Annotated in this window: 23 protein-coding genes and 1 pseudogene; 2 read left to right on the top strand and 22 right to left on the bottom strand. The window is 35.6% G+C overall.

Translation table 11 applies throughout. The features are described 5' to 3' along the window. Positions 1–858: 858 nt before the first annotated feature. Positions 859–1041: a type II toxin-antitoxin system HicA family toxin gene (locus tag CC92_RS0113020; protein ID WP_029502478.1), complete on the top strand. Its 183-nt coding sequence runs from the start codon at positions 859–861 to the stop codon at positions 1039–1041. A 22-nt stretch (positions 1042–1063) separates the two neighbouring features. Beyond that, on the top strand, positions 1064–1465 hold the full coding sequence (locus tag CC92_RS0113015; RefSeq protein ID WP_029502479.1) for a type II toxin-antitoxin system HicB family antitoxin: 402 nt from the start codon (positions 1064–1066) through the stop codon (positions 1463–1465). A gap of 63 nt (positions 1466–1528) precedes the next feature. Here CC92_RS0113015 and CC92_RS0113010 read toward each other — a convergent pair whose 3' ends face one another. From CC92_RS0113010 to CC92_RS0112905, 22 genes and pseudogenes are all read right to left on the bottom strand, one after another. Next, entirely contained in the window at positions 1529–2251 is a 723-nt protein-coding gene (locus CC92_RS0113010; RefSeq protein WP_029502480.1) for a peptidoglycan-binding domain-containing protein, read from the bottom strand. Between the two features lie 2 nt (positions 2252–2253). After that, complete coding sequence (locus CC92_RS0113005) at positions 2254–2439, bottom strand: hypothetical protein (RefSeq protein WP_330372715.1); 186 nt, start codon at positions 2437–2439, stop codon at positions 2254–2256. After that, entirely contained in the window at positions 2440–2706 is a 267-nt protein-coding gene (locus tag CC92_RS0113000; protein WP_162175511.1) for a hemolysin XhlA family protein, read from the bottom strand. A gap of 5 nt (positions 2707–2711) precedes the next feature. Next, on the bottom strand, positions 2712–3671 hold the full coding sequence (locus CC92_RS0112995; protein ID WP_029502483.1) for a hypothetical protein: 960 nt from the start codon (positions 3669–3671) through the stop codon (positions 2712–2714). 74 nt (positions 3672–3745) lie between these two features. Further along, entirely contained in the window at positions 3746–3901 is a 156-nt protein-coding gene (locus tag CC92_RS22570; RefSeq protein WP_155998323.1) for a hypothetical protein, read from the bottom strand. Between the two features lie 28 nt (positions 3902–3929). Beyond that, positions 3930–4253 (bottom strand): hypothetical protein, encoded by a 324-nt coding sequence (locus CC92_RS0112985; protein WP_029502484.1) that lies wholly within the window; start codon positions 4251–4253, stop codon positions 3930–3932. A gap of 9 nt (positions 4254–4262) precedes the next feature. Next, positions 4263–5291: a WD40/YVTN/BNR-like repeat-containing protein gene (locus CC92_RS0112980; RefSeq protein WP_029502485.1), complete on the bottom strand. Its 1029-nt coding sequence runs from the start codon at positions 5289–5291 to the stop codon at positions 4263–4265. Positions 5292–5300: 9 nt separating this feature from the next. Continuing rightward, entirely contained in the window at positions 5301–5987 is a 687-nt protein-coding gene (locus CC92_RS20990) for a phage upper tail fiber protein (protein WP_034218386.1), read from the bottom strand. A 5-nt stretch (positions 5988–5992) separates the two neighbouring features. Then, positions 5993–6556 (bottom strand): putative phage tail protein, encoded by a 564-nt coding sequence (locus tag CC92_RS0112970; RefSeq protein ID WP_051650672.1) that lies wholly within the window; start codon positions 6554–6556, stop codon positions 5993–5995. An 8-nt stretch (positions 6557–6564) separates the two neighbouring features. Then, positions 6565–7611 (bottom strand): baseplate J/gp47 family protein, encoded by a 1047-nt coding sequence (locus tag CC92_RS0112965; protein ID WP_029502487.1) that lies wholly within the window; start codon positions 7609–7611, stop codon positions 6565–6567. Continuing rightward, positions 7604–8020 (bottom strand): DUF2634 domain-containing protein, encoded by a 417-nt coding sequence (locus CC92_RS0112960; RefSeq protein ID WP_029502488.1) that lies wholly within the window; start codon positions 8018–8020, stop codon positions 7604–7606. Before CC92_RS0112960 ends, CC92_RS0112965 begins: the two co-directional genes overlap by 8 nt. After that, entirely contained in the window at positions 8017–8274 is a 258-nt protein-coding gene (locus tag CC92_RS0112955; protein ID WP_029502489.1) for a hypothetical protein, read from the bottom strand. Before CC92_RS0112955 ends, CC92_RS0112960 begins: the two co-directional genes overlap by 4 nt. Next, the gene (locus CC92_RS0112950; RefSeq protein WP_242841330.1) at positions 8267–9322 is read right to left on the bottom strand and encodes an XkdQ/YqbQ family protein; all 1056 of its coding nucleotides are present in this window, start codon (positions 9320–9322) and stop codon (positions 8267–8269) included. Before CC92_RS0112950 ends, CC92_RS0112955 begins: the two co-directional genes overlap by 8 nt. A 12-nt stretch (positions 9323–9334) precedes the next feature. Beyond that, on the bottom strand, positions 9335–9970 hold the full coding sequence (locus CC92_RS0112945; RefSeq protein ID WP_029502491.1) for a LysM peptidoglycan-binding domain-containing protein: 636 nt from the start codon (positions 9968–9970) through the stop codon (positions 9335–9337). Positions 9971–9985: 15 nt separating this feature from the next. Further along, positions 9986–12070 carry a tape measure protein gene (locus CC92_RS0112940; RefSeq protein ID WP_029502492.1) on the bottom strand — a complete coding sequence of 695 codons (2085 nt, stop codon included), beginning with the start codon at positions 12068–12070 and terminating at the stop codon, positions 9986–9988. Positions 12071–12236: 166 nt separating this feature from the next. Then, a complete protein-coding gene (locus CC92_RS0112935) occupies positions 12237–12602 on the bottom strand; it encodes a phage tail assembly chaperone (RefSeq protein WP_029502493.1) in 366 nt (121 codons plus the stop codon). Positions 12603–12605: 3 nt separating this feature from the next. Then, positions 12606–13008, bottom strand: a pseudogene (locus tag CC92_RS20985) (phage tail tube protein). Positions 13009–13055: 47 nt separating this feature from the next. Then, complete coding sequence (locus CC92_RS0112925) at positions 13056–14120, bottom strand: phage tail sheath C-terminal domain-containing protein (RefSeq protein ID WP_029502494.1); 1065 nt, start codon at positions 14118–14120, stop codon at positions 13056–13058. Further along, positions 14107–14574 (bottom strand): phage tail terminator family protein, encoded by a 468-nt coding sequence (locus CC92_RS0112920; protein ID WP_029502495.1) that lies wholly within the window; start codon positions 14572–14574, stop codon positions 14107–14109. The genes CC92_RS0112925 and CC92_RS0112920 overlap by 14 nt, the downstream gene beginning before the upstream one ends. Beyond that, positions 14574–15035 carry a hypothetical protein gene (locus tag CC92_RS0112915; protein ID WP_029502496.1) on the bottom strand — a complete coding sequence of 154 codons (462 nt, stop codon included), beginning with the start codon at positions 15033–15035 and terminating at the stop codon, positions 14574–14576. The genes CC92_RS0112920 and CC92_RS0112915 overlap by 1 nt, the downstream gene beginning before the upstream one ends. Beyond that, the gene (locus tag CC92_RS0112910; RefSeq protein ID WP_029502497.1) at positions 15035–15628 is read right to left on the bottom strand and encodes a hypothetical protein; all 594 of its coding nucleotides are present in this window, start codon (positions 15626–15628) and stop codon (positions 15035–15037) included. The genes CC92_RS0112915 and CC92_RS0112910 overlap by 1 nt, the downstream gene beginning before the upstream one ends. Continuing rightward, on the bottom strand, positions 15625–15921 hold the full coding sequence (locus CC92_RS0112905) for a head-tail connector protein (protein WP_242841331.1): 297 nt from the start codon (positions 15919–15921) through the stop codon (positions 15625–15627). The genes CC92_RS0112910 and CC92_RS0112905 overlap by 4 nt, the downstream gene beginning before the upstream one ends. Positions 15922–15944 lie beyond the last annotated feature (23 nt).

The raw sequence follows: 15944 nt of genomic DNA, 5'->3' as shown, positions 1-15944 counted from the left end.
ATACAGCAATAAAACAGGCGGTTAATTTAGGATTATAAAACTGATGGCGTAAAATGTTTGTCATATTGATGTACCAATTCCAAAAACATTATGACAATTTATCCTTTTGTATCACTTGAGAACTCGAATTCAGGGAATTCAACTTGTTTAAGAAGGTTAAACTAGAAATTATATCTTATTTGTAGCACAATTAATACTTATGTATTTTAATATTGTTACAGTCTCAATATTGCCTAAAGAACATTATCTTGTAGGACCTAGCAAGTAAGTATTACAAGATGTTGTTATACTTTATTTTTAAATTAAATTTACTTAGCGACTACACACGTCCTACTTCAAGACTCTTTTCATCACTACATACCTTTTTAATAACTTTTTTAACCCCTTTTTAATCCCTTTTCTGATTCTTCAACATGTTTTTTCCATCCTCAAAATTATTATTTTAGAGATTTATGACTTCAGCCCTACTTTTCTTCGACAGCACATTATTACTTTTCTTTTAAATTCCTAACAACTCACCTGTATAACCGGTGGGTTATTAAAAAGTTCTGTAGCAATCGAGAAAATGGTATAACATTAAAATAACTATATAATAAAAAACATGGTTTGCTATACTTTGTCACATTAACAACCTTCGGAATGGATGGACCAGCAAAAAGGCACAGGATATTATCCTGTGCCTTTTATTAACAATAGCGAAGGTGTGCAACCAGTTGTACTCACGACTTTTTACTATACTAAAGTTTCTTAGCATACAAATTAGAATATTTCTTGAAAATATATGTGTATAATACGCATTTTACTATTGACTTTTATACGCATAGTGTGTATAATATAATCATGAGGAGGTTACCTAGGATGAAGTTCAGAGAATTAGAGAAGATTATACTTGAAGATGGTTGGTACTTTAAAAATCAAAAAGGGTCACACAATCATTACAAACACCCAACAAAGCCCGGAAAAGTAACGATACCTGAACATTCCGGTGATATTCATCCAGACACAGTTAAATCAATATTAAAACAAGCAGGGCTTAAATAGCCCTGCATAAGGAGGTATATATATGAAACTAATCTATCCTGCTATTCTTACACCATTCTCAGATGATTCCGGTGGATTCGTTGTTGAATTTCCAGATTTACAAGGATGTATTACAGAAGGTAAAACCTTAGCTGAAGCACTAGAAATGGGCGTTGATGCAGCGAGTGGATGGGTACTTGATGAATTAGAGGATGGTAATAAAATTCCTGCTCCCTCTAACATTACTGATATCATTCCACCTGCTGGAAGCTTCGTTAATCTATTTGTACTAGATATGGATAGCTACTCCGAAAAGTATGGATCACAAAGTATAAGAACTAATGTAACTATACCCGCATGGTTAAAAACTTTTGGAGAGAAACAGAATTTAAACTTCTCTAAGGTACTTCAAGATGCATTATTAGAAAAAGAAAGTATTAAATAGCTAATACTGATGCTTACTAAAGATTCCCCTAGTCCTATGACTAGGGGTTTATTGGTATATGGATTACCCATTCCATTCAAAGCCCAATTCAGTTAATGTATTTTCTCCAGCTTTACCGTCTACTACAAGACCTAATTGATCTTGTATCTCTTTCACTTTTTCTTCTGTGTCCGGTCCAAATATTCCGTCTTCCTTTTCCCCAATCTTTCCCTGTAGAGCCTTTACATCATCTCCCCTCATATACGGTTGTGTTAACTTCAAGACTCTGCTTATTGTCAACTTGTCCTCTTTAAGTTCTGGAAATAAACTATCCGGCCTAGCGAAATCTGTCCATTTACCATTAGGAGATCCTTGCGAAAAATCTCTTTTTATTACTCCAGCGTCTCTTCCAGCACTTTCAACTACGCTTAGATTATCATCTACAATGTACCCTATGTGTGTCATAATACCAGAAGCGTTTTTAATAAATACCCAATCACCCTTTTTAAGCTGTGTTTTCTTTATTGGTGTGCATATTTTATACATGCTATTCGCTGTCATATCGGACTTTATTAATTTTTTATCCAATAGCCACTTAACTCCTAAACCGCTACAATCATAAAAAAAGAGGTCATGCTCCAATAGTTTTTCTAGAAGATTCATAACACGTTGCGCATTTTTACTTGATGTTTCTTTGCTTTCAATCCAAGTTGCGACAATAGATCTAATACTCTCTCCTTGTGCACCCCATACATATAATGAACGTCCAGCCATGTCCAATAAATATGTAATAAATAACTCAAGCATTTCTACTCACCATCCTTCTTTTTCTCTGATTGAGTGCCAAAGTAAAAAGCAACTATAGTTGTAAAAATCATTAAGAACTGTTCTCCTGTAATATCACGACGTAATGCAAGAATAGAAAAAACTATAGTTGTTATAATTGTGACTAAGCTTTTAACGGTCAGTAATTTTGCTAGTTTTTCTTTTATCATCTAATTTACCCCCATTCCAATTTTAACAAAAACAAATACAAGTCCAATAATTCCAGTTATTATGGCTCCTGCTGTTACTCTTGCTAGCCATTTGTTCCTTTCTATTAGTTCATCAATATCATGCTGTTGTTTATCATCCTTCTCTTTCATTTTAATAATTTCTCTTTGGCTCTCATATACTACGTCCTTTAATTTATCGTACCCATCGATCCTGGATTCAATTCTTGTTAATCTATCCAGTACTTCCCTTTCAAATGGTGTTTCCATATGCTCTAGCATCCTTTCTCTCGATAAAATTCATAAGCTTTATAGGACCAAGAAGGATTGGTTACTTTATTGCCTTCTATTATTGTATTATTGCAAGTACCATCTTTCATGGTAGGTGTAATCTTCCTCCCATTTTTGTTGTATGAATAATCTTTATTTCTTTTTGCAACAGCAAATCTTCCAAACCCACTAGCTTTATTGTTTCTAATAGTAACATTATCCATAGCAGTAAGATTAATTGCGCATCCCTTAGGGTTTGTTCCACCTTCGCCATTGAAGATGTTGCTTTCTATAATGATATTCTTATGTTTACGTCCATTGGATGGCTGGCAGTGATTACCGATACATTGACTTGCTGCAGGTCTTATTATCCGATTATCTGATTTGTGGCTATCAAAGGTGCATCCACGTATTGTTATATCCTCGCAACATGTATTGTCATAACATTTAGATCCCTTGGCAAATAAAAATAAGGCTGACTCAGAAGCAAAATCAATCTGAATTTGCTCTCTAAAATCTGCTTTATGATCTGAAAAGTAACCTAGAAAACTTGAGTTTTCAACGACTATACTCTTGCTGCTGTTTATTTCTAATGCATGAAACATATACGCATCAAGCATAGTGATATTTCGTAAGGTCACATCACGAGCATGCCATAAAGTTACTAAGTTTAGCTTAGTTTTATATTTGGCCATAGCTTCAAAAGTAAGCCCTTCTATGATGATATCATGCGCCCCTAAATATGCTGTTGTATTTTTATATGTCCTCGTCATAAGTAAATGATTTATCTTCCCTGCTTGTCGCAGGATAGCCTTGTCACCGATAATTTTTACACCAGAATCAATAAATAGAGGAGCTGTAATATTATAAATTCCAGGTGAAAAAATGATATTGCTTCCTTTTGTATCGAGAGCTTTTTGGATTGTACTCATTGTATTGTTAGGATTTACAATAATTGTTTTCATATATCACATCCTCTCATGCATACAAAAAAGAGCGCCTAAGCGCCCTATGCATGCAAATGATTATTCAATCTTACTTAGATTGTCTTATCAATCTCAATACCTTCCTGATTGATGTAACCATCAATATCAGGCTTGAGATCATTTCTCGATGTTGTTACTTGTAAATAAGTAAGATTGTTCATCAAAATCTGATTTACAAGGTAACGAACCGTTGCGCTGTACTTTTTCATACGAGTTCCTCCTTTCCTAAATAATAATCTATATACCCAAGAGCATTTCATTTACAACCTCTTGTAGTAAACTTAGTTCTGACTTTAAACTAGCATTTTCCGCTTGTAGTTTGGAAATGTCTTCTGGTGTGTTACTCCAATTTGGGTTTAGCACAAATTCACCATCAATGTAAAAGTACTTGATTGGTATAATATCGAACGGAATGTCAATCAATTCTTCAACAGAAAAATTGTTGTCTAGGTAATATGTCGTTTCTCCTATCTTCCATTTTGCTAAACCTTCATGTGTCACAAATTCAATGTTTTCATCAATTGCTAAAATTAATTTTCTACTGTCTAGTAATAATTTCATAGCTACCTCCTAATATGCATTTGTTATAGCAGTAAGTGAAAACTCATCGTTTCCGTAGTATGGGACAGTAACTGTAGTCCAGTTTATACAATCTGTACTGGTAGCTATTCTGGTATTATCTACTATTACCATGAATCTTCCGTTTATAAATTCAATCCCCTTCCTTGACATACTTGTGTAATAAATGCTATCAACAATGGTCCAATTTATAAGGTCAGTAGAATAAAAAACTCTAGTTGCCGTTTCATAATACATAACTGCACAATACTTTCCATTTCCATAAGTTATATAGCATCGGCTAAGCCAATTTGAATTTGAGTACGGAAACCTTGACCACGTATTACCGTCATCAAGTGACCTAATAAATCCATCGTATCCTGCGGCTAAAAACATTTTCTTATCAATGTAGTATTTGCATGCGTTTTTTCTATCATTGTATAAGTTGCCTGCGTTTGTAAACTTTTTAATAGCAACATCACTTTCACTAAATGGCACACTTGTTACTTTATAGGTCTTAAAACCTGTTAGTTGACTATTTAAAGTAAAATCAGTTAAAAAAAGAAAATAGCCACCAGTGTATATTATACTGTTAAAACGCTCATACTGTTCGAACGTCATTGTTTTTGATTGCCACTTTGTCAAATCTGTACTGTAATATAAGACATTCTCAGTATAGATTATCCATATTCCATTTCCATAAACCACTCCGTAATAAAGAATACTACCACCTGGCTTTGTAACTTCAACCCATGTAGCACCGTTATCAGAAGACTTCATAATTGTATTGTTGTTTGTAATAAGTAGTATCGTCTCTCCATCAGATGCTGCTAATGTCACAGTCGATACACTATTTACATTAGCCATTGAATTAAAAGTTATCCCATCCAATGTATATAAATCAGTTTGATAAGTACCCGTGACAAGCACTCTATTCGTGAACGAAGCCCATAGCTTAGCAGTCCCTTGATAAACGTTTTTTATCTTATTTACTCCATCAAAGATTCCCATTAGCTTTGTTGATTGATTATATCCTGCCATAGCTACCTCCTATGTTGTAAAATAAATTGTATTTGCATCTTTCGTGCCAAGGGCATCGTAAGCCGCTTGAGTGAGTACAGATATATGCTTTCCGTCTACTTTATCAGCGTTAGATGCATTCGTTGCATTAGTGGCGTTATCTGCTGTTCCTGCACTTACTGCCTTACCATTAACAGCCAATGCCCCTACCTCTGAAGCAGAGTAAGTAGGTTTCGATGGTTGTTTAGCCCATGATGGTACGTCAGATGCAGGCAAGCTACTTGGAAAGTCTGTTATCTGTGACTTAGTGTGGTTATGAGAAGCTGTAGCAAATTCATCGGCATGCTTCCCATCTACAGTATCAGCATTACCCCCACTGGCAGGCATAGACGTTGGAAAGTCTGTTATATCTGCCTTGGTATGTTTATGTGATAAATTAGCTTTTCCATTATTAGCGATAAAAACAGCTCCACTTGTTATTAACTTCGTACTGTTTTCTGTTGGTACATTTGAGATTTCCTTATATGCTGCCTCTTTTAATTTTGCTTTTTCTTCATACTTCTCATCAGCTTCAATCTTTGATAATTTGCTTTCGGTTTCCTCTGCAACTTTCTTTAGCTCTTCATCTACAACGTCGAAGTTCTCGTTAAAATCTTCATTGCTTGTTACATCGTTATCTTCGGGCTTTTTTAATTTATAGTTTGCCGTGTACTGCATTCTTATCACTCTCCTTTATAGACTTTTAGTTCAGCCCAAGTCATTTTTTTAGCTTCTTTCCACGGTAAAGTTTTATTTATCTGTCCCCATGTAGTAAAGGTATATTTAAAACTATAAGATAAGTGGGCTGGTTTTATTTCCTCCAGAGCTGATATAAGTCCTGCCATGTTCTTCGGTATACCTTTGACACCGACAAACCGTACTACAAACCTGTATTCTTCTGGATATTCTTCTATTTCAACCTCTCCTCCGGAAAATGCAGTCGCAACATTCTTTATCAATTCTTTTGTAGCGGTTCCAGAGCCTCGAAGCTTTGCTTTTATAATTTCTCTTCGTTCCTCATAAGATTTGCTTTTATCTGTGCTTATTCCATACATTTTTTCATATAAATCTAGTCCGAAAGTTGCTGTAGATATAAAACACTGATCTAGCAAGTCCTTTACACTAAACTTTATCTTTGCCATTTCTTGTCCAAAGATTAATTGTATCTCTTTAACTTCATTTACATTTTTATAAAAGTTCGGAAGATATGACATTAGGTCATCAAAGTACTCATCTACGTTACTCAATGCTTATTTTACACCTCCAAACTCACCGTACTTAAAAGCGGAACTTCATCATCAGCTAGGGCTATATTTACATTGTCTTCATTGATTAGTAGGTTGTTATAGTCTAGAACACCCTCTGTGCTAAGTAATATATTACCGATTTTAGCATAGCTTACATAAGTCATCACAAAAGCAATACTCTTAAAGTAAGTTTCCAAATCCTTTTGAAGTTCATCTTTAACCATTTGAGCACTATATCCAGGTGCTAACGTAACCGTTGCTGATAAATTTATAGGCTTAGATATACCAGATGCTACAGTAACGTATGCACCAATTGGCCGAACAGTTTCTATGTATTCCGCAACTTTTTGTATGCGTGTCTCATTTACTGGTTGCTTATCCATATCAACTATCGTTACTTTAACCGTACCAGAACCATTCCAGAGAGGGAACACTTTAACATCTCCTACTCCCTCAACCTCCATAGCCCATTGCTTGTAATTTGCGACGTTGCCTGATGTGGCAGGTTGTTGCAGATAGTTATATAATCTTGATACTAATCCTGCATCTGTTTCTGGTTCATTTCCTCCTGTTGCTACAGCATTTGTAACTGATAGTATCCCTGTTAAATTTACGTATTGATTTACAATTGTACCAGCCGCTACATTGTATTCACTTCCTGCCTCTGCTGCCGTTGCTGTTACAATAGCCACTCCATCCGCAACAATCACTTTTTTATCCGTTAGAAATTCAAGTCCGTCATTAGTTAAGAATACCTTCCCTTGTGGAATCACTACTCCATTAGTGCCTGTAATAGTTAAAATTGCTGTTGCTTTTGTTCCTGCCTTTCTCTTTATACCGTATTCAGAACATCTTTTATCAATATAATCTCCTGATGTCTCATTTACATAGATAATTGATAGTAATGAATCTAGTGACTGGTAAGCATTCCAAATTTCATAAGCAACAGTGCTAATCATATCATTAGTATAACTTCCTTCTCGTTTATCAATGTCTGTTTTCATACGGCTTAAGATATCATTTTTTATATCTTCAACTGTTAATGTTTCATACATTTATACTCACCTCCCCATATACAGTCTCTATCACGCAGCTAACACTTAATGTCTCATCTTTAAACGAAGCTGTAATATTAGATACACTCGTTATATATGGGTTAATTAGTAAGCATTCTTTTACATAACGTGCAGCTTCAGATAACTTTAATTCTTCCGTGAATGGCTGTCCAACGAGAGATTCAACCTCACAACCATAATCCCATGTATAAATTTCATAGCGGAATCTTGCCGTTTGTAGAGCTTTCCAAGCCCATACGAAAACTGCTTCCTTTCCACTTATAATAATAGGATTCCCGTTGTGAAAAACTGGTTCATTATTTTCAAAATCCCATTTTATCTCTTTATATAATTTTTGTTCAGTTGACTCAGCATATATTTGAGGTTGTATCATTGGAAAAATACTCATACGCTTACCACCTTACAAATTATTATATATCTTTGTTCGTCTTCGATTGGAGTAAGAAGCAACTCTTCCCCTGGTTGAAAATTAGTTATTTGACCATTCGCAAGCAAGGAATCTTTGTCTTGGATAGCCCCAGCAACATCTACTCTTAATGGATCCGCAGATATCACACTACCAATACGGTAATGTGCGTGTATTTGACTCTTATTATCATCACGAATTATACTTACAATATTGGAGAAAGGATTATCATCCATTTTTACCACCTCCCGGTTCATAAAGATATTCCCATGTACCAGATACTCCATTATTTTTAGATTTACTTGGTAAACTGCCTGCTTCCTGCTCATCCATGATACTTTTGAAGTTAACGGTCAATTTATTATAATATTGTCCTAGTTTCCATGTGTGTGTATCGCTGTCTATGTAGAATAAGCCATATACTCCTGTATATGGCTCCCGAACAATGACAGTACCCCCAGTTATATTTGCGATATTTCCAAGGTTATTTATAACAATTTTTTGGATAACTCCGTTATCTGAGAGTATCTTTTTTGCTTTCGCTGAAACGTCCTGTTTATCAGGTTGCTTCATAGAACTTTGCATTAGTCCAAATAATTTAATATTCTCGGAACTCTTTAGTGTCTTAACAAGAACGTCTTTAGAATTATATATAGCGATCTGATTAATCATATTTGAAATACTTTCACTTGTTGAAGCTGACATAAGGTTAGTACCACCCTCAATTATTAATGTTTCATTTGTGGCTTTTTTCTCAATTACGTTCAGTTTCTTGCCACTGAATCGAATTATATACTGCTTACCTGTCTGTTCTGCTGCAAGTGTATATGCGGTTTGCATAATTTGATAAAGAGTAACACCAACGAAATTTCTTGAAATCTTTATACCTGTGGTTGCTACTGAACCTATGGATATACCAAAATCTGCGCATACCCTTTTAACGATTGCTTCCGCTGTTATTCCTGAAAACTTATAAGTTGCTTCGTTTCGCTTTAAGTAAATTCCTCGATCGTAGCACGTGATATTTATAGTATTACTATCAGTACTTTTCTGGCGTTCAAATACAATCCCCTCAAATAATATCCTATTATCTGATGTCAGTGTTACAATACTACCTAGTTCACATGTTATTACTGGTATGTTTTTATCTGTATACGAAGAAATAAGCTCTATGTCTAAGGTTCGAGCACACTGCTGGTAATCACCGGACCATGTAATCGCTTGTGCTAGTTCTGTAACATCCACTGATTTAGTATTGTTTGTAATGAATAATTTGATAGGCACGGTAACTCCTTTCTAAATCAAAGACTTTTTATCCGGTATTTTAAGTGTGTTACCTGTGTAAATTAAGTTAGCATTTTTTATCCCGTTATACGCAGCTAGTTTTTGATAAAGCGAAGCATTACCATAAAACTTACGACATAATGCGCTAAGTGTGTCACCACGCTTAATAACGTAAACTTGTGTTTTTGATGATGGATTATCATTTGAGCGAGGTTTATTTCCTGTCTTACTTGTTTGAGTAACAGTTAGTTTTCTATACCCTCTTATGTTTATAGTAGCATAAACATCCCCGGTACCATCCTTTTCTCCATAAGTTATATCTGTAATAATTATTTGCTCATTAACTCCAGTATTCGAAACTATAAATCTCAAGATTGTATGATTATCACACCACGCTTCAAGTTTTTTAATATAACTATAGGGATCAAGATTTGTTTTCGGTTGATTGAAGGAATATTTTTTTGCTGGAAACATGCAATCTAAGCGGATAGGTGGAAGTGTTCCGTAACCAGGAAGTATTACATCACCAAGCGTATGCATATTAATAGTTTCTATTTTTATACCGTGTGAAACCTCAAAACTTGGCGGAGTGACAGGCAACACTAATTCTGTATTTTTTTCTGTATCTTTAAAAATGAATTTACGCATATATATCACTCCTTGTTATTGCGCTAGTATAAATGCTTGTTTTATTAGACTTGCTATTTCTCTAGCTACACCCTTAAAATCGCTGTCATTTCTTACCACAAATGTGTTTCCTGTAATTTTAATTGGGGGAGTACCGGCGGAATAGCTTCTGTTCTCGCTAGCAGTAAGAACCCTTTCTCCTTCATGCAAATAAGCAGGGTAATTATTATATGGAACATTACTTAAGCCAAACGCATATCCTCCTCGATTATTTACTGGGGGTTGCGCTGGTTGATATATATCGCCCTTTGGTGCCGTAATACTAGAACCTTCTTGAATTGCCGATGATAACCCTTTAGTGAATTCCTGCCCCATTACATATCCAGCATCCCAATATGCATCAAGTGATGCTGTATCATTCTTTAAGTTTTCTGCTAATGTTTTATTTGACTCTAGTGCAAGTTGAGCTCCTTCGCTAGCGTTATACTCATTTGTTGCAATTGCTTGTGCTTCTGCAAGAACTCTTCCCATTTCAGCACCAGCTTTTATTGCTGATTCTTCGTCATATGATCGATATCTTGTATCTTGCTTCTTTTTTGCTTCGCTATACTCCTTCATAAGTCGTTCAACTGCAGCCCTTTGTTCCGAATCATGAAGACTAGATGCTAATTCACCCGACATAACAGAACTCATAACATCCCTTTGAAACTGTTCTGCCTGATTTTCTTGATATGCTTTCCATTGACCTATTTTATTATAGGCTTCTTTCATGCTATCGCCGGTATTCCCTTCGAGAAAGTTAATTTCATCTTCTATACCCTTTTTACGAGTATTGTTATATCCTTCTCCCATAGAATTATTTAACTCTGCTTTAGCATCTTCTAATGTGCTAATAAGACCTGAATAAGTTTGCGCCTGTTTCTCCATATTTCCGGCAAAATTATATCCCATATAATCTGCGATAGCTTTTGCGGCTTTTTCTCCAGGTACTAAACCCTTGCTTACCATCTCTTGTACTTCTTTTTTTGTTTTTCCCGAAGCTTCAGCAAGATAAGACCAAACATCAATACCACGTTCTAGCAAAGGATTCAAATATTCCATTGTTGTTTTTCCAGTCGTTTTCATACGACCAAGTGCAGTTGATACAAATTTCATATCCTGAACACTCATACTTAGTGCTGAACCAGTATTTCCAACTTTCTCAAGTAAAGGTAATATTTCATCCTGTTTATATCCGTATGCAAGTAAAACCTTGCTAATATCAACCAAAGAGTCATATTCAAATGGTGTATCCATACCAAATTGCACTAAGGATTTAAGATACTTATTTGCCTCAGATTTTCCCAACAAAGTTTGAAATGAAATTTTATTCATTTCACGCCCAGATGCGATTCCTGAACCACTTGTGAGTGCTTGGCTCTGATTATCTAATACTCCGCTATATAGTTCATTGTAATATTTTTTAAATGCTTCATCTTTGTTTTCATAAATCGTATTGCTACCATTAATATATCCTATAACAGCACCGCCTAGAGCACCGATTGCGGTTCCTATACCTGGTGCTATTGCTGTTCCTATTGCTGCTCCCATGGCTCCTGAAGATAACATACTGCTAGCCATAGTACCAGCCTCTGCCCCATACGCACTGTTAATCCAAGTTGTCGCTACATTCCCAAACATATCTCCAACCATTTTAGTTGCTCCAGATGCTGCTAGACTATTGATAATGCTATTGCCTGATGAACCGGTGTTACTTGCTCGGTTCTCGGATTTACTTACAGTATCTGCAAGGCTACGCATATCTTTTTCAGCTTTCTTTGCATTATCAGATACTAGAGATAGATTTCGACGAGCGTTCTCATAGTTTGAATTAGCAAGCTCTAAGTTTAACTTATCTGCTGCATCACCAGTCTTTATAAATTGTTTTTCTGCATCTTTTAATGATGCTTTTGCCTTATCTGTATCAACTTTTAAAATAGCTTTCGTTTTATTCAATTCGTTTAACTTAGATTGTAATCCAGTTAAATCCTTGTTAAATCCTTGATTTGCATTACGCATTGTGGTAATTGCTTGTGAAAAATTATCCTTTGCACTTATTGCTATGCTTACGTCACGTCCCATTTTTCACCTCCCGACTATCATTATTAATCTACCCTTGATTCCATATCTTTTTCAAAAAAAGCTCTTACAATAACCTTTTCCCCAGCGGGTAAGTTACGGTAAGAGCTTGGTAAAATATTATGTTCGACAAAAAGATAATATAGTAGTCGCATCTCCACTTCTGAATCTATTTTTTTTTAATTTCTTCGACCGTTATTTGACGGTATCCGCTCAACTTTTCTATAGCTCTTGACAAATCTTCAATTTCACCCGGAAGCAACATCTTCTTTACTAATTCAGCAGGAGTGACTGCGCTATATTTCTCAAGCAGATTATTATCTTTTAAGTTTGGTTCAATCGTACCAGCTAATACCGTGTGTACATTTAACTCTTCCATATGGTTCTGCGCTAAATTATTCGCATGACTATAAGTGAGTGCTCTTAACTTAAAAATAACATCACTACCGCAAATTGTAGAAAGTCTTTTTAATTTATACTCTTTCTCTGGTAAGCTTTGTACTTCTGTATTTAATAACAAGTCTAGTGTATTCATACTCTAACCCTCCACTTTATCTAGGAAATCATAGTCTGTAAATGTAAAAGGAGCTTCCACGCTGCCTTTCTTTGCAACTTCCCAATCTGCCAACGTAACATCATCAAAAGAAGCATTGCTAATTACAACACGTTCCGCACCATAAGCATCTGGATCATCTAACTTGGATATTATTGTAAATCGAATATCCTTTCTTAATCTGATTCCCTATAACGATTGCCATTCTGCTGTTTACTTTATGTAACTTCAGCGATCCGGTGTTTTTGATTCCTGTAATTTTCTGATCTACTGCCATTTGACCACATAGATACACTTCTTCTTTTGTAAATGATGATTTTGCTTGTAATCCGTAGCACTCAGCTACATAGTCACCATCGAGCCATACCTCGCCCCATGTGCCACTCATGATTCTATTGCCACTTGTCTTTTTAACTCCGTTCATATTACGCCTCCTTAGATAGCGATATTAAGATCAATATCCTCAATTGCATCCATTATTGTTATTTTTGCCGATAAGAATACCTTATCACCGGTAGAAGCAGTCTTTATTTCCTGCTCTGTCATAGTAGATGTATCTTTACCGATGCTTTGTAAATAAATCTCTTGCGCTTCCATATCGATCTCTACTACACTGGTATCTCTCTCTAATATTCCATCGTTTTCTAACCCTGTAAAGTATCCCTTAATTGCTGCTACCAGCAGGCACTTATTATCATAGCTGTTAGCGTATTTCCCAATATAATTGTCCTGTGCAGTTTTCTTGATATCGCTTCGAATCATATCTACTGCTTCTACAATTTTAATCTTTTTGAAAGCTTCTCCTTTTTCCTGGGTAGTTGTCTGTAAGGAGTTTACACCACGCCCAACTTTAACTTTTTCACCATCATGTAGCAATATAAACTCTCCAGAACCTATCGCAGTATCCATTTCTTCTATCGTAAGTCTATCAATCTCGGATAGTTCTGGAAGCGTTGCATAAGTACAAGAAATTGTCATCGGTGTCCCAGCAATAAGACCAGCAATTCTCGAGCAGTATTCTGCGGTTGTAAATTCCTTTTCACCATTCTTAATACTATCTGCTGTAAAGTTAATAATTCCTTCACTATCTGCTGCCGTGTCTGGAAGAACTGCTTTTTGTATAAATCCTAAAGATCGTTGAGCCTTGATCCAGTTAACAATTGATGTACACTCGCTAATGGTGATATCCGATGGTCCTGCAAGGTAGTCAAACATCTGGGTTTCAAAGTATTGAAGTGCTTCGGATAAATCCTCTGCATTTGCCGGTAAAACATAAATAATTACCTTTCTCGGTGGGTTAACATACCCGATAAACGCTCTTTCGATGTAATCTTTATTTTCAATGCCAAGACCTTTTGGTATTTGTGTGGAATTAGTTAAAATATGACCACCGTTTTCTGCTGTATCACGTACAATCAGTGCTACGATTCCTTTTTCCGAACGCGTAATAGCACTAGCCGCTTGCGTTGTAAAAACAATGTTAATGTTAGGTAGCTTCATTGTTATTCCTCCTTATTTTTGTATAAACCGACGTTATAAGTGGCGTACTGTCCTCTTCATCGGTTCGATTATCGAAATATTCGAATTGTAAATCTATATAAGCTCTATCTATATCCAATCCTCCAGTACTCCCTGATACCTTGATTGCTCTATCGCCAACAGTTACATAACCTTGTGTAGTAAATAGTTGCAAAACTTTCTCTTGTAAGTCTATTAGCTCCTCTGCATCAGATTTATAGCGGTTATCCACGGTAGTAAAACATGTAATTGTATAGTATACAGTCTTATCAACAGTGGTTCGATTAGCATCTGTCTGACTTGACCTCACTAACTCCAGTAAAAAAGCTGGTCTGGTAAACTTCTCAGGACAAGTATTAATATGAACAGTGTAATTAGGAAAGGAATCAGCGAGAATACGGTTTATGCTTCTTAATATTTCTACCTGTTTAACCATTATCCCTCCATTTTTTCAGTTATTTCTTGTACAAATTCTTCTGCTGCTTCAATAGCCTTGGATTCTACATTTCCCCTTGCAGTCTTATAAAAATGATATCCGTCAACGTAAGCTTTTTTTATACGTGGGCGATACTTTCTATAATTTCCTGAAGGTTGGCGAATTTTATGACCATTTTCAAGATAGTTTGTAATTGCTCCTGGGCTATTTGCTCCTGTACTTTTATCAGTGGCACGTATCGCTGCATAACCACCACCAGAACCAACGTAACTGTCCTGCCAGCCCTTTACTTTGCCTGAACTATCATTCAGTCCCGAATTAGTGATTTGTATGTCCACTTCTGACTTTATTACATCTGCAATCTTCTCATGTAACTCTCTACGTTTTCGTGGTAACTCATTAAAGATAGCTTCTAGATCATCGTCAAGCTGCTTTAAACCGCTTAAATCGACACTTTGCATTAAGCATCCTCCTTTACGATGATTTCATATTCGTTTTTAAAATCATCTAATGTATGAGGGATTATCACGGTATAATCCGTTTCATCAATTGTAACAAGTTCTCCAACTTGTAGTTCGATTGGTTTAGGTGTTACAAGAACATACCTTGTTTCTTTGACACCCATTGGCTCTCCCTGCGTAAATCCTATATATTTTTCTGTTAAGCATGCTGGAAATGTTAAGGTTACATCATCGATGTAAACTGGACGATTAAGCTCATTTAATACTGGCTTTCCTGTTCGTTTCACAGAGCACAATCGTGGCTCAATTAGAGCTGCTGTAACCTCATAATACATTCGGTCAATAGGAACTATATCAGTCAAAAAACAATGTGCTCCTTTCCACCGAAATGCATTATGGAGTGATAAATTCCTTCTTGTTCGTATTATGAACTTTACTGATTTTACGCCTATTCCTACTCTAGAAAATAGATTATTACCATTTAATCTTTCGGATTTTGCCCACAAAGTAGATTCCTGTTCCCATAAAAACATATCACCAGCCCCTTTGAGCTTTAATACAGATACTTTTTCATTCATTTCACCAGGATTCACGAATCACCCTCCATCTGCAACTGCATAATCATTGTGTTAAGAACATATTGAACTTTATCACCTTTATCAATAGTCAATTGTCTATTCTCATAAAGATTCGCTATAATTGTTAGCATTAAAATCCGTACTCTGGCTTTTGATTGATCACATGAACCTATTTGGCTGCTAACATATTCTTTAGCTACATCTATCAGTAATTTGATGTAATTGTCATCATCTTCTAAATCAACTTTTAAAAACAGTTTAACATCCTCTAATGACAAATCTTTTACTTCTTCATTTACTTCACTCATCTTCCTCACCTAAATAGGGCAGC

Source organism: Lachnoclostridium phytofermentans (genome assembly GCF_000733755.1).
Lineage (GTDB): Bacteria > Bacillota > Clostridia > Lachnospirales > Lachnospiraceae > Lachnoclostridium > Lachnoclostridium phytofermentans_A.
Note: the sequence above shows the minus strand (reverse complement) of the source record. Positions and strands in the feature narration are given on the sequence as shown.

Excerpts from the sequence above, each read along its gene's own strand:
- CC92_RS0113020 (WP_029502478.1), top strand. The coding sequence starts at position 859 with ATGAAGTTCAGAGAATTAGAGAAGATTATACTTGAAGATGGTTGGTAC.
- CC92_RS0113015 (WP_029502479.1), top strand. The coding sequence starts at position 1,064 with ATGAAACTAATCTATCCTGCTATTCTTACACCATTCTCAGATGATTCC.
- CC92_RS0113010 (WP_029502480.1), bottom strand. The coding sequence starts at position 2,251 with ATGCTTGAGTTATTTATTACATATTTATTGGACATGGCTGGACGTTCA.
- CC92_RS0113005 (WP_330372715.1), bottom strand. The coding sequence starts at position 2,439 with ATGATAAAAGAAAAACTAGCAAAATTACTGACCGTTAAAAGCTTAGTC.
- CC92_RS0113000 (WP_162175511.1), bottom strand. The coding sequence starts at position 2,706 with ATGGAAACACCATTTGAAAGGGAAGTACTGGATAGATTAACAAGAATT.
- CC92_RS0112995 (WP_029502483.1), bottom strand. The coding sequence starts at position 3,671 with ATGAAAACAATTATTGTAAATCCTAACAATACAATGAGTACAATCCAA.
- CC92_RS22570 (WP_155998323.1), bottom strand. The coding sequence starts at position 3,901 with ATGAAAAAGTACAGCGCAACGGTTCGTTACCTTGTAAATCAGATTTTG.
- CC92_RS0112985 (WP_029502484.1), bottom strand. The coding sequence starts at position 4,253 with ATGAAATTATTACTAGACAGTAGAAAATTAATTTTAGCAATTGATGAA.
- CC92_RS0112980 (WP_029502485.1), bottom strand. The coding sequence starts at position 5,291 with ATGGCAGGATATAATCAATCAACAAAGCTAATGGGAATCTTTGATGGA.
- CC92_RS20990 (WP_034218386.1), bottom strand. The coding sequence starts at position 5,987 with ATGCAGTACACGGCAAACTATAAATTAAAAAAGCCCGAAGATAACGAT.
- CC92_RS0112965 (WP_029502487.1), bottom strand. The coding sequence starts at position 7,611 with ATGTATGAAACATTAACAGTTGAAGATATAAAAAATGATATCTTAAGC.
- CC92_RS0112960 (WP_029502488.1), bottom strand. The coding sequence starts at position 8,020 with ATGAGTATTTTTCCAATGATACAACCTCAAATATATGCTGAGTCAACT.
- CC92_RS0112955 (WP_029502489.1), bottom strand. The coding sequence starts at position 8,274 with ATGGATGATAATCCTTTCTCCAATATTGTAAGTATAATTCGTGATGAT.
- CC92_RS0112945 (WP_029502491.1), bottom strand. The coding sequence starts at position 9,970 with ATGCGTAAATTCATTTTTAAAGATACAGAAAAAAATACAGAATTAGTG.
- CC92_RS0112940 (WP_029502492.1), bottom strand. The coding sequence starts at position 12,070 with ATGGGACGTGACGTAAGCATAGCAATAAGTGCAAAGGATAATTTTTCA.
- CC92_RS0112935 (WP_029502493.1), bottom strand. The coding sequence starts at position 12,602 with ATGAATACACTAGACTTGTTATTAAATACAGAAGTACAAAGCTTACCA.
- CC92_RS0112925 (WP_029502494.1), bottom strand. The coding sequence starts at position 14,120 with ATGAAGCTACCTAACATTAACATTGTTTTTACAACGCAAGCGGCTAGT.
- CC92_RS0112920 (WP_029502495.1), bottom strand. The coding sequence starts at position 14,574 with ATGGTTAAACAGGTAGAAATATTAAGAAGCATAAACCGTATTCTCGCT.
- CC92_RS0112915 (WP_029502496.1), bottom strand. The coding sequence starts at position 15,035 with ATGCAAAGTGTCGATTTAAGCGGTTTAAAGCAGCTTGACGATGATCTA.
- CC92_RS0112905 (WP_242841331.1), bottom strand. The coding sequence starts at position 15,921 with ATGAGTGAAGTAAATGAAGAAGTAAAAGATTTGTCATTAGAGGATGTT.